Annotated in this window: 13 protein-coding genes and 1 tRNA gene; 7 read left to right on the top strand and 7 right to left on the bottom strand. The window is 33.1% G+C overall.

From position 1 onward, the window contains the following. Positions 1–45 precede the first annotated feature (45 nt). From ACZ098_RS02275 to truA, 3 genes are all read right to left on the bottom strand, one after another. Positions 46–555, bottom strand: a complete 510-nt coding sequence (locus ACZ098_RS02275; RefSeq protein WP_487310110.1) for a hypothetical protein — start codon at positions 553–555, stop codon at positions 46–48. An 11-nt stretch (positions 556–566) separates the two neighbouring features. Next, positions 567–2,321: an ABC transporter ATP-binding protein gene (locus ACZ098_RS02270; protein WP_487310109.1), complete on the bottom strand. Its 1,755-nt coding sequence runs from the start codon at positions 2,319–2,321 to the stop codon at positions 567–569. A gap of 63 nt (positions 2,322–2,384) precedes the next feature. Next, the gene (gene truA, locus ACZ098_RS02265; RefSeq protein WP_487310108.1) at positions 2,385–3,119 is read right to left on the bottom strand and encodes a tRNA pseudouridine(38-40) synthase TruA; all 735 of its coding nucleotides are present in this window, start codon (positions 3,117–3,119) and stop codon (positions 2,385–2,387) included. 291 nt (positions 3,120–3,410) lie between these two features. Between truA and ACZ098_RS02260 the strand changes: the two genes are divergently transcribed. After that, positions 3,411–3,905, top strand: coding sequence for a metallophosphoesterase family protein (locus ACZ098_RS02260; protein WP_487310107.1), 495 nt, complete (start codon positions 3,411–3,413; stop codon positions 3,903–3,905). Positions 3,906–4,205: 300 nt separating this feature from the next. On the opposite strand, the gene ACZ098_RS02255 is transcribed toward ACZ098_RS02260, so the two are convergent. Next, positions 4,206–4,619 carry a DUF4293 domain-containing protein gene (locus ACZ098_RS02255; protein ID WP_487310106.1) on the bottom strand — a complete coding sequence of 138 codons (414 nt, stop codon included), beginning with the start codon at positions 4,617–4,619 and terminating at the stop codon, positions 4,206–4,208. A 193-nt stretch (positions 4,620–4,812) separates the two neighbouring features. On the opposite strand from ACZ098_RS02255, the gene rho reads away from it, so the two are divergent. Beyond that, complete coding sequence (gene rho, locus ACZ098_RS02250) at positions 4,813–6,609, top strand: transcription termination factor Rho (protein ID WP_487310105.1); 1,797 nt, start codon at positions 4,813–4,815, stop codon at positions 6,607–6,609. 243 nt (positions 6,610–6,852) lie between these two features. Here the strand turns inward: rho and ACZ098_RS02245 are convergent. Then, positions 6,853–6,927 (bottom strand) — tRNA-Pro (locus ACZ098_RS02245). 151 nt (positions 6,928–7,078) lie between these two features. On the opposite strand from ACZ098_RS02245, the gene trxB reads away from it, so the two are divergent. After that, positions 7,079–8,026: a thioredoxin-disulfide reductase gene (trxB, locus tag ACZ098_RS02240; protein ID WP_487310104.1), complete on the top strand. Its 948-nt coding sequence runs from the start codon at positions 7,079–7,081 to the stop codon at positions 8,024–8,026. A 52-nt stretch (positions 8,027–8,078) separates the two neighbouring features. On the opposite strand, the gene ACZ098_RS02235 is transcribed toward trxB, so the two are convergent. Both ACZ098_RS02235 and ACZ098_RS02230 read right to left on the bottom strand, forming a co-directional pair. Continuing rightward, entirely contained in the window at positions 8,079–8,915 is an 837-nt protein-coding gene (locus ACZ098_RS02235) for a GIN domain-containing protein (protein ID WP_487310103.1), read from the bottom strand. Between the two features lie 51 nt (positions 8,916–8,966). Beyond that, positions 8,967–9,419, bottom strand: a complete 453-nt coding sequence (locus ACZ098_RS02230) for a DUF4442 domain-containing protein (RefSeq protein WP_487310102.1) — start codon at positions 9,417–9,419, stop codon at positions 8,967–8,969. A gap of 211 nt (positions 9,420–9,630) precedes the next feature. Here ACZ098_RS02230 and ACZ098_RS02225 point away from each other — a divergent pair, with 211 nt between their 5' ends. The 4 genes from ACZ098_RS02225 to ACZ098_RS02210 all read left to right on the top strand — a co-directional run bounded on the left by ACZ098_RS02225 (position 9,631) and on the right by ACZ098_RS02210 (position 13,006). After that, positions 9,631–10,080 carry a DUF4870 domain-containing protein gene (locus ACZ098_RS02225; RefSeq protein WP_487310101.1) on the top strand — a complete coding sequence of 150 codons (450 nt, stop codon included), beginning with the start codon at positions 9,631–9,633 and terminating at the stop codon, positions 10,078–10,080. Between the two features lie 96 nt (positions 10,081–10,176). After that, positions 10,177–10,506, top strand: a complete 330-nt coding sequence (locus ACZ098_RS02220) for a PadR family transcriptional regulator (RefSeq protein WP_487310100.1) — start codon at positions 10,177–10,179, stop codon at positions 10,504–10,506. 5 nt (positions 10,507–10,511) lie between these two features. Then, positions 10,512–12,269, top strand: a complete 1,758-nt coding sequence (locus ACZ098_RS02215) for a PspC domain-containing protein (protein ID WP_487310099.1) — start codon at positions 10,512–10,514, stop codon at positions 12,267–12,269. Between the two features lie 2 nt (positions 12,270–12,271). After that, complete coding sequence (locus ACZ098_RS02210) at positions 12,272–13,006, top strand: head GIN domain-containing protein (RefSeq protein WP_487310098.1); 735 nt, start codon at positions 12,272–12,274, stop codon at positions 13,004–13,006. The last annotated feature ends 4 nt before the right edge of the window (positions 13,007–13,010 follow it).

Below are 13,010 nucleotides of genomic sequence, written 5' to 3'. Positions count from 1 at the left end.
CTAAAAGTTTATTAGACGCGATTTTCGTTCGTCGTCTTCCATCTTCTAATCCAACAAAGCGATTAATTCTTCCACTTCTTTTTTTTGATGTGCGTATTTTAATTGTAATGCTGATCCTTCGCCCATTCTATTATAATATTCCAAACCTTTAGTAGCAAAAAATTTCTTGTGATAGTCAGAAACTTCGGGTAATTGGGGATATTGTACATGAAAATTCATTTCATAGTAGGCTTGCCATTCACGTTCGTTTTTGTCCAAAACATAAGGTTTTACAGTTCTTTGATTTACATGAACCATTTCGTGAGCCAACAAGGTTAGCATTAATTCTAGAGAAAATTCAAACGTGTTTTCTGGAATTTTAATAATTTGAGGTTTACCAAAGTCGCCATGTGTAGTCATCAAGATAAAATCGGGTTTTGCAATTTCACTGAAAACGAATGCTTTAACATTGCGATGCCGGAGTTTGTATTTTTTGAGAATCCAATACAAGGCATTGATGGTTTGTCCATTTTTATGAAAAGAAGCCACTTTGCTTTTGATGTCATCCCAAGTCATATCTTTTTAATTTAAACTTCTACAGAAAACTGTGAATCGTATAAGTTTTTATAATAGCCGTCAGTTTTAGTTACCAATTGCTGGTGCGTTCCAGATTCAACAATAGTACCTTGATCCATAACAATGATTTTATCAGCATTCATGATTGTTGCCAATCGATGTGCAATTACAATTGATGTTCGGTCTTTAGTAATGGTTTCGGTAGCTTTTTGAATTAGTTCTTCTGAATAAGTATCGATCGATGAGGTTGCTTCGTCTAGAATTAAAATACTTGGATTGCTAACATAGGCTCGCAAAAAAGCAATTAATTGCCGTTGACCTGATGACAGCATTACGCCTCGTTCTTTAACATTGTAATCATAACCGTCGGGCAAACTCATAATAAATTCGTGTACGCCAATTTTTTTGGAAGCATTCAACACAGTTTCTCGAGAAATTTCAGGATTATTGAGTGTGATATTATTAAAAATAGTATCGGCAAAAAGAAATACATCTTGAAGTACAATGGCTATTTGCTTTCGCAGACTTTCTAACGTAAACTGATTAATGTTTTGATTATCAATATAAATTTCACCCGAATTAATTTCGTAAAAACGATTTAGTAAATTGATGATGGTCGATTTTCCTGCGCCAGTTGCACCAACAATAGCAATTGTTTCTCCCGCTTTTACTTCGAGCGAAATGCCTTTTAGAACCTCTTCATTTTCGATGTAACTGAATCTAACCTTGTCAAATTTTATGTTACCATCAAAATGTTCAGCTTCAACTTCACCATCTTTTTGAACCTCAATTTGCGTATCAATAATATCAAAAACGCGATTGGCAGCAATCATTCCCATTTGCATTTCATTGAATTTATCGGCTATTTGACGCAGTGGGTTGAACAACATTGTGATGAACATGGTGTACGAAAACAAGTCGCCAAAAGTGGTAAAATTATCTCCATCTAAAATATGAAAACCGCCATAAAGCACTACAAATCCTAATGTTAAGGATGAAATTATATCAGCAATTGGAAAGAAAATGGAGTTGTATAATATTGTTTTTATCCAAGCAACATTGTGTTTCTGATTGATTTCTTTAAACTTTTCATATTCTATTTCCTCTCTGTTAAAGAGTTGTACAATCTTCATTCCTGTCACGCGTTCTTGAACAAAGGTATTCAAATTTGAAACTTGATTGCGCACTTCTTCAAATGCTACTTGCATTTTTCTTTGAAAAATTCGGGTTATAAAAACTAGTATTGGCATCGCGGCAACAACGATCCAACTGAGTTTCCAGTTCATGTAAAACATAAAAATTAGAACTACCAGCATTTTTAATATATCACTGATAATCATAAAAAGTCCTTGACTAAAAATTCTAGCAATTTGCTCAATATCAGATACTGATCGTGTAACTAATTGTCCAACTGGAGCGTTATCGTAGTATTTCATTCTAAAACTCAACATGTGTTTGAACAATTTAGTCCTAATATCTTTTACGATATCTTGACCAAGCCAGTTAGCCCAATAAACAAAGTAAAATTGTGATAATCCTTCCAATATAAGTACAATTCCCATCATGGAAACATACAATAGAAGTCCGTGTTGGTCTTGTGGTTTTATATAATTGTCTACGGTAAGTTTTAGCAAATACGGTCGTAAAGCAGCAAAAATGGATAAGGTTATTGCAAAAACAATCACACCATTAAATCGCGTTTGGTAAGGTTTGGTATATCTTAAAATTCGTTTGAATAAACGAGTATCAAATGCTTTTGCTTTCATTAATTTAATATTAGATTTTAGATATCAGATTTTAAATTTAAAATGATTTCTAATATTCTATTTTTATAAAAAAGGATATTCCACTTTCGTCAAATATAATCCGTGTGCTGGAACAGAAAATCCTGCTTTTTTTCGGTCTTTACTGTTTATAATTTCTTCAAATTCTTGTAAAGATACTTTTTCTAATCCTATATATATCATAGTTCCTACAATTGCACGAACCATATTTCTCAAAAATCGATCGGCAGCAATTGTAAATACTATTCTGTCATTAATTCGCGTCCAATTGGCTTCATAAATTTTACAATTAAATGTATTTACATCGGTATTGACTTTAGAAAAACATTCAAAATCGGTGTGATTGAACAAAATTTGACAAGCCTCGTTCATTAAATCTAGGTTCAAATAATTGTGATAATACCACGAATCATCACTTTCAAAAACATCTTTTTGAGTGTGAATATGGTATTCGTACGTACGTTTGTTAGCATCAAATCTCGCATGCGCATCGTCATGAACTTTGTGAAACGCTAAAACAGCAATATCTTTTGGGATAAACGAATTGAGTTTATGAAGTACTAAATTAGAGTCAATTTCAGAATCGTAATCAAAGTGAGCAAACATCTGTTTGGCATGAACTCCAGTATCCGTTCGACCAGCGCCAACAAGTTCTATCGGTGTTTTTAGAATAGTTGAAAGTGCTTTGGTTAAAGTTTCTTGTACAGAAGTTGCGTTTGGCTGATATTGCCATCCGTGATACTTGGTTCCTTTGTAAGCAAATTCTAGAAAATACCTCAACTTTAAATATTAGATTTTAAATTTTAAATATTAGATATGAAAAATGCTCAAAATCTAATTGATTGCAAATTTACGAAGATTTTAATAGATTGAATGTTTAAAGTTTTGCTAAATAATTAACTTTGCTGCGTTGTGATTTCATCATGATAAATAAAACGAAGTTCTATTATTCGTGACCCGAGATCATAGGTCGAACAGACGAAGTAAATTTTATTGACAATGAATTCGTGAAAATTCGTGCAATTCGTTTTGAAAACCGTACAAATAGATACTGAAACAAGTTCAGCATAAATGAAAAAAATCCTATTACTTTCCGATACGCACAGTCATATTGATGATACCATTTTAAAATATGTAAACCAAGCAGACGAAGTTTGGCATGCTGGTGATATTGGGGATTTGGTTGTAACCGATACCATAAAAAGACTAAAACCACTTCGCGCTGTTTATGGCAATATTGACGATGACAAAGCCCGAATGGAATTTCCGTTGAACAATAGATTTATGTGTGAAGACGTTGATGTTTGGATCACTCATATTGGCGGTTATCCTGGGAAATACAATCAGGCAATTCGTGAGGAATTAAGATTGAATCCACCAAAATTATTCATCTGCGGACATTCACATATATTAAAGGTACAATTTGATAAGAGTCTGAATTTGCTTCACATGAATCCTGGTGCATGCGGCATTTATGGTTTTCACCAAATACGAACCATGCTTCGATTTGAAATTGATGGCGATAAAATTCAGAGTTTAGAGATTGTTGAAATAGGGAAGAAGTAGTTGTCGACTTTGGGTTTTGAGTTGTCAATGGTGGTTAACGTGAGTTCGATAAAAAAAATATTCATCTTTTACACGAATTGCACAAATTTACACGAATTGAAGATAGAAAATTACACCAATAGTATCTGATTTATCAGATTTTAATTCGTGCAATATAATTATTAAATATGATTCGTGAAAATTCGTGCAATTCGTGTTTAAATTTATACAAAGCTTATGCCGAACGCACCTTGATTAAACAAAAAAATCCCAAACTTTCGTTCAGGATTTTCTTCGCACTAATAAACTAAGTTTATAGGTTTATCTCAATCGATCCACAGATTTTACAAGATCTTCATCCTTCTTGATAGCTTTGTTGGCCAAAACTAACATTACGATAGAAATGATAGGAAGAAACATCCCAATACCTTTCTCAGAAACTGCAGGAGTTTCTCCAGATAAATTTAGTGAACGATAAACAAATAATCCTAATAAAATTAAATTTAATATCATATTCAATCTGTTGTAAACAAATTGTTGTTGTCTTTTTTTAAACGATATAATACTCAACACAATTAGGGTTGTGCTGGCTCCAAAAAGTATTTGATACGGCATTTTACTCATGAAATAGAATTCTTTTCCATCGGCCAATTTCCATAACGGAAATACAAATGGTAGAATCCCCATAACTAGGAATGCAATAATTAAATAAACAGTCTGGATTCTTTGTAGCATTTTGTTATAATTGTGAAGCAAAAATATATTTTCTTTTTTTAAAAAACTATTGGTTGAACGAAAATTATTCGTATTATTGCATAACAAATCCGTAAGTACCTCAAAAACACGGATTTTTCTAGAGAAAAAAATCACTACTCATTTTGTATTAAAATTCAAATTATTCAAAATAATAAAATCATAGTAAACATTTATGTTTGATATATCTGCATTAAAATCTATGAAGCTAACTGAGCTTCAAGAAATTGCCAAGTTGGCCAAAACCATAAAATTTAACGGAGTTAAGAAGGAAGTTTTGATTCAAGAAATTCTTAGCCATCAAGCCAAAACTGCCGAAAAGGAAGTTGCTTCTGTTCCAAATTCTGCTGACGAAAAGCCAAAAAGAGCAAGAATAAAATCTGAAGAAAAAGTTGCAATTACACCTTCTACTAATTTGTTTTCAGATACTAATGCTGTTGAAACTACAGTAGAAAATACACCGCAAATTATTGAAGAACCTTCGGTATCAATTGAAAAAGCTGAGAAACCAGCAAAATTTCAAAAAAAGCCAAAATTTATAAAAGCAGCAAAAACGGAAATTCCACAAGTTTTAGAAAACGAAACAAATGAAGAAGCTCCAGTTGCAGTTGATGAAAATTCTGAAAATGCAGTTGCAAAACCAGTAAATCCAAATCAGAATAAAAATACACACGAGCGTAAGCGAACTGACGAAGTAAACCAAAATCCCAACCAAAAGAATAAAAATTCTAACCAGAATCCAAACCAAAACGGAAATGGTAACGCAAACCCTAACCAGAATCCCAACCAAAACCCAAACCAAAACCCAAATTTCAAAAACAAGAAAACCAATAATTTTAGGGATTCAGATTATGAATTTGACGGAATTATTGAAAGTGAAGGCGTTTTAGAAATGATGCCCGACGGTTACGGTTTTCTTCGTTCGTCAGATTATAACTATTTAGCATCGCCAGATGATATTTATTTATCAACATCACAAATACGTTTGTTCGGATTAAAAACTGGAGATACTGTCAAAGGTGTAGTTCGACCTCCAAAAGAAGGTGAGAAATTTTTTCCGTTAGTGCGCGTTCTAAAAATCAACGGACACGATCCGCAAGTTGTTCGTGACCGAGTTTCATTTGAGCATTTAACACCAATATTTCCCAAAGAAAAATTCAACATAGCCGGTAAGCAAGCCAGCACTTCAACACGAATTATCGATTTGTTTTCTCCAATAGGAAAAGGTCAACGTGGTATGATTGTGGCGCAACCTAAAACTGGTAAAACAATGTTGCTTAAAGACATTGCCAATGCCATTGCAGCCAATCATCCAGAAGTATATTTAATAGTTTTACTAATAGACGAACGTCCAGAAGAGGTTACCGATATGCAACGAAGCGTACGTGGCGAAGTAATCGCTTCAACCTTCGATCGCGAACCACAAGAACACGTTAAAATTGCCAATATTGTTCTAGAAAAAGCAAAAAGATTGGTAGAATGTGGTCACGATGTAGTAATTTTATTAGACTCAATCACACGTTTAGCACGTGCGTACAATACGGTTCAGCCGGCGTCAGGAAAAGTACTTTCTGGTGGAGTAGATGCCAACGCATTGCAGAAACCAAAACGTTTTTTCGGAGCAGCACGTAACGTAGAAAACGGCGGATCTTTAAGTATAATCGCAACGGCATTAACCGAAACTGGTTCTAAAATGGACGAAGTAATCTTTGAAGAATTTAAAGGAACCGGAAATATGGAATTGCAATTAGACCGAAAAATTGCGAACCGAAGAATCTTCCCAGCAATCGATTTAACATCATCAAGTACACGTCGCGACGACTTATTATTGGATGAAAATACACTAAAAAGAATGTGGGTTTTACGTAAATTCTTGGCCGATATGAATCCAGTAGAAGCCATGGATACCATAAACGATAAGATTAAGAAAACACGTGATAACAGCGAATTTTTAATCTCAATGAACGATTAAGTTCTCATAATAAATAAATTCAAAACCGTTTAGTATTAACAGCTAAACGGTTTTTTTTATTTTTAGAAGCGAATGGCTTGGGCATTTTTAGATATGCAATTCCAGCTTTCGTTCCCAATTTTTTTATTCATTAAAAAAATGAATAAAAAAGATTTCCACTACATCTGGGCTATTAGAAAATGGTTTTCGAAAATATAGTAAAATAAAAAAAGTCTTTTCAAAATAATTGAAAAGACTCTTTCGTCGGGGTGGCAGGATTCGAACCTGCGGCCTCCTGCTCCCAAAGCAGGCGCGATAACCGGGCTACGCTACACCCCGAAAGCGAGTGCAAAGATAATACTAAAAATGACTCCACAAAATCTTTTATTGTAATAATTAAAATTTATAATAAAATAGTTTTTTGTCGTGTACTTTACATAAAATTATTTTAATAAAAACTTACCTTTGTACTTGATAAAAATATAAAATTATGTCAGATACAATAGAAAAAGTAAAATGCCTAATTATAGGTTCTGGTCCAGCTGGTTATACAGCGGCAATTTATGCATCTAGAGCCAATATGTTTCCAGTTTTATACCAAGGAACACAACCTGGTGGACAATTAACTACAACTAATGAAGTTGAAAATTGGCCAGGAAATCCAGAAGGAATTACCGGACCAGAAATGATGATTAACCTGCAAGAGCAAGCTCAACGTTTCGGAACCGATGTGCGCGATGGTTGGGTTACCAAAGTTGATTTCTCTGGGCCAATTCATAAAGCTTGGATCCAAGATGATAAAGAAATTCATGCCGAAACCATAATTATTTCTACTGGAGCATCGGCTAAGTATCTTGGTATTCCTTCAGAGCAACATTATTTACAAATGGGTGGTGGCGTTTCTGCATGTGCAGTTTGCGACGGATTTTTCTACAGAAATCAAGAAGTTGTAATAGTTGGAGCAGGAGATTCTGCTTGTGAAGAAGCACATTATTTATCTAAATTGTGTAAAAAAGTTACCATGTTAGTTCGTAGCGAGCAATTTAGAGCGTCAAAAATTATGGAAGCAAGAGTTCGCAAAACAGAAAACATCGAAATTCTATTAAACACCGAAACTGAAGAAGTAGTTGGTGACGGACAAGTAGTAACCGCTGTAAAAGTTAAAAATAGAACTACCGGTGAAGTAAGCGAAATTCCTGCAACTGGATTTTTCGTAGCTATTGGTCATAAACCAAACACCGATATTTTTAAAGATTTCTTAAATCTTGATGAAACAGGATATATTATCAATATTCCCGGAACTTCTAAGACCAATGTTGCCGGAGTTTTTGTTGGTGGTGATGCTGCCGATCATGTTTACAGACAAGCAATTACAGCTGCTGGAACAGGTTGTATGGCTGCGTTGGATGCAGAACGATATTTGGCTGCTAAAGAGTAATCATTAGTTTTTAAACATAAAAAAATCCCGATTTGTTCGGGATTTTTATTTTTTATTTCGCAGGCTTTTTTCGCAACACTGCGCTATCGTTTAACTGTTTTATTTCGATTTTTTGATTGCCATACAATTCAATTTCCGATTTTCCTACCGCATCTATAACAATTGAATTGTCCACTTGTAAACTTGCATTTGTATAGCCTTCTGTAGTAAGATCGGCAGTTTTCACGACAAGTTTTTTGCCAACAAAATTGGAATTATTATCTAGCCTTAGTTTTATGGTAGAACAATCACCTTCAATTATTGCATCCGATTTTTGATACATGTCAAAGGTAAGGTCGGTTGATCTAATTAATGATTTTATGGTAGCGTTTTTACTTAAGGTAATTTTGCTGTTTTCAGATTTTAAATTCAATTCAGCTTTCGATTTATCATCCATTACCAATCCAAAATTGGTCGATTTAACATTCAAAAATAGTTTAGCTGCATCGAATGTTTTGAATTCAATAGTTTCTAATTCTAAATCTGTCAAAGCATTTACTTTACTATCGTTTCTGGCAGTTACCGATTTGAACGCATCAGTATACGTAACTTTCACACTAAATTTTTTAGCAGAAATGATACTCTTAGTAGCAGATAACTTTAGTATGTTTCCACTTATCTGGATTTGAATTGCCTCGTGCAGATTGTCGTCAGCTTCTATTTCTAAACCACATTCGGTTCCTTTAATTAAGAAAACTTCTATATCATCTGCAACTTCTATCGCGTCGAAACTTTCTACACTTTTTGTTTCAACAGTTACAATTTTGGATCCTTTTATTTTTTCTTTTTTTTGCGCAAACGTTATGGAAGTCGCAAAAAGAAGTAGGATAAGACAAGCTAACTTTTTCATTGTAATTTTTTTTGTCAAATTTAGCAAAAGATACTAATTATCCTTGAATTTTTACTTAATTCTAACACTCCATTCGAAATCCATCTCCGAAACTTGCTCGCCTTTTTCGTTCACACCAATAGATTTCATCCAGAAAGTCTGTCCTTCTCTGGAAGCAATTGTTCTTTCGATTGCTTCTTTAATTAAATGTCCGTCGTTACAGGTAAATGTAATTCGTCCTGTGGCTTTCTTAGTAAAATTTCCTTTGTTGTTGGCAACCAACATCGATATATTCTTGCCACTTTCCTTGATCTGATACATTACTAATGCTCCAGTTGTAAGTTCTGCAGCCATAGCTTGTACAGCAAAATACATCGATTTAAACGGATTTTGATTCATCCAACGATGTTTTACAGTGACTACACATTTTTCTGCCGAAATAGATTGTACTCTAACACCACTTATAAAAGCAGAAGGCAATTTGAAAAATAGAAAAGTATTTAATTTTGAAGGTGTGAATGCCATTGTTTATTGATTTAGATGTAAATATACAAAAAATACTATGCACTCATATAAAATCTTAAATGTTAAAAATATGTTAATATTAAGTACTTTGCATTGCATAATACCTTTTTAAGGTTGTATCTTTGTATAAGAAATTAATGGTCTATCTATAGTATTGTTGAGAATCTAAATTGTAATCATCAAATAAATCAAATAGTAAAAATCAATCATCATGACAACTAACGAAAAAAACATCGCTACATTAATGCACCTGAGTACGTTGACTCAGTATTTTATTCCTTTTGGAAATTATATTTTTCCAATTATAATATGGAGTTCTAAGAAAAACGATTCTGAATTTATTGATTACAACGGAAAGCAAACGCTGAATTTTCAGTTAAGTATGTTGCTTTACAGTTTGTTATTATTATTAATTTCTGTTCCAACATTACTTTATTCTGTTTTTAAAAACATTGATTTTTATAAATTAGACGATCATAATTTTAATTTTCACGATTTATCCACCGGAAATTTAACTGGTATAGTTGTAATCGCAATTGTTGCAGTATTGGTTTTCTTTTTCATGAAAATTATGGAGTTCTTCCTTATTATATATGCCGCTGTTAAAACATCCAACGGAGAAAATTATAAGTATCCATTATCAATACCATTTTTCAAATAAAATTACCGAGTTTCAATCATCAATAAATCACATCAAAAAATGAAAAGTTTAATCACATCTGACCAATCATCAGATACAAAAAATTAGAAAAAAATTATGAATATCGAAAACACAAAAGCGCAAATGCGTAAAGGAGTTCTTGAGTTCTGCATACTTTCTGTACTAAAAGAAAAAGATGCCTACACTTCAGAGATTTTAGATACCTTAAAAAACGCTAAATTGCTTGTAGTAGAAGGAACCGTTTATCCGCTATTGACAAGATTAAAAAATGACGGTTTGTTAAACTACCGTTGGGAAGAATCAACTTCGGGTCCGCCAAGAAAGTATTATGGACTAACCGAATTAGGAAAAACATTTTTAACCGAATTAAATGGTACTTGGAAAGAATTATCTGATGCCGTAAACATAATCACAAATCAAAACTAACAATCATGAACAAAACAGTAAATATTAATATAGGTGGTTTATTTTTTCACATAGATGAAGATGCATACCAAAAATTATCAAGATATTTTGATGCTATAAAACGTTCACTTTCAAATTCTTCTGGTAAAGATGAAATCATGAAAGACATCGAAATGCGTGTTGCCGAATTGCTTACAGAAAAGCAAAAAAGCGACAAACACGTAATTAATAATAAAGATGTTGATGAAGTTGTTGCGGTTATGGGACAACCCGAAGATTATCGAATTGACGATGATTCTAACGATACCAATGCTTCTGAAAACTTTTCAAATCTAAAAAGAAAAAAATTATACCGCGATAAAGACAGAGGTTTAATTGGTGGAGTTTGTACAGGACTTGGACATTATTTTGGAGTTGATGCCGTATGGATTAAGATATTGTTTTTAATATTCGTTTTTGCAGGTTTTGGAACCGGAATTGTTGCCTACTTCGTACTGTGGATAGCTACTCCAAAAGCAATTACAACATCTGAAAAGCTTGAAATGACTGGCGAACCAGTAACAATTTCTAATATTGAAAGAAAAGTTAGAGAAGAATTTGATAACGTAACCAATAAATTTAAAAGTGTAGATTACGATAAAATGGGAAACCAAATTAGAGCAAATACTGAAAACGCTGGAAGCAAAATAGGAGATGCTCTTGTAAAAGTTTTTGGGGCATTTGCTAAAGTATTAGGCGCTTTAATGGTGGTTTTTTCATCCATTTCATTATTCGGAATCTGTATTGCCTCAATAATATTGATGTTTTCATCATCATTGCCAGAAAATACTATTTTAAACCACTTTAATACACCAATTGGTTTAGAAACACCACTTTGGGTTCAAGGAATTTTGTTCTTACTAGCTTTCGGAATACCGTTCTTTTTCTTACTTATTTTAGGATTAAAATTATTAGTAACCAATTTAAAATCGATAGGAAATTTAGCGAAATACAGCTTACTTGCCATTTGGATTATTGCTGTTGGAATACTAATTTCATTAGGAATAAACGAAGCTACTCAAATTGCTTATGATGGAAAAGTAGTTCAGAAAGAGATAATTAACATCAATCCTAACGATACCTTATACGTTAAGTTTAAAAACAACGATTTCTATTCTAAAAATGTAAACGATAGAGACGATTTTCGATTAACTCAAGACGAAAATAATCAAGAAATTATTTACTCTAACGAGGTTACAATCGAAATTATGCCTACTGATGAAAAGTTACCTTACCTTCAAATTGAAAAATTATCAGTTGGAAAAACATCGTTAGAAGCTAAAAATAGAGCTGAAAAAATTAAGTATGGTTATAAAATTCAAGGAAATCAACTGGTATTGGATAATTATTTGATTACCGATATTAAAAATAAATTTAGAAATCAAAATGTGGAACTTTTTCTTTACTTACCAAAAGGTACAATTTTGAAACCTGATAATTCTATTGAAAACTTTGACCGTTCAGACGACCAATTCTTTAATTTGCACTACAGTTCAGAAGATTACATTTATAAAGTAGGAAGTTCTCAGGTAAAATGTTTAAATTGTCCTGACTATGAAAACGAGTACAACGATGTGGAAAATGATGAGGATACTACCGCTGAGGAAATTAATATTTCTAAAGAAAACGATTCTACCAACACTGTTTCTGTAAAAATAAATGGAGTAGAAGTAACTACCAATAAAGTTGGAACACCTGGAAGATTAGTAAAAGACGAAAACGGAATAATAATTAAAACTAAATAGTCATGATAAAATTTATAATCCTTTGCACTAAAATACTTGTAATTGCAATTGCAGCAATTTTATTTACCTCTTGTAATTTTAATTTCAATGATGGAATTGACGGAAACGGTGATGTGAAAACTGAAACCAGAAACATCACCGAGAAGTTTACCAAAATTGAAGCAAGTAGCGGTATCGAAGTAATTGTAGAGCAATCTGAAACCACTTCGGTTGAGGTTGAAGCCGATTCTAATTTGCTACAATACATCACCACCAACGTTGTAAATGGAACCTTAGAAATATCAGTAAATGAAAGTATAGATTCTGCCGAAGCCGAACTTGTACGTGTAAAAATGCCAATTGTAGAAGGATTATCATCAACAAGCGGTTCTAATATACATACCAATAATGTTCTCAGAGGAACTTCAATCAAATTAAAATCAAGTAGCGGAAGTGAAGTAGACGCAACCATAGAATTTGACGAAGTAGACGCCGAAACCACCAGCGGAAGCACTACAAAACTGTCTGGAAAAGCACTTAAATTTTCGTCAAGATCGAGCAGCGGTAGTGAATTAGATGCTCAAAATTTGGAAGCAAACGAAGTTTATGCACAATCCACAAGCGGAAGTTCGTCTGATGTAAATGCCATAGTTTTGTTAGACGCCAAAGCATCGAGCGGAAGTTCTATTGATTACAAAGGCAGACCTAAAAAAATTGTAAAAGAGGAAACATCAGGCGGAAGTGTTTCTGGACAATAAAAAA

It is taken from the genome of Flavobacterium sp. SP2 (assembly GCF_057626655.1).
This window is presented reverse-complemented; position numbering and strand designations above follow the sequence as displayed.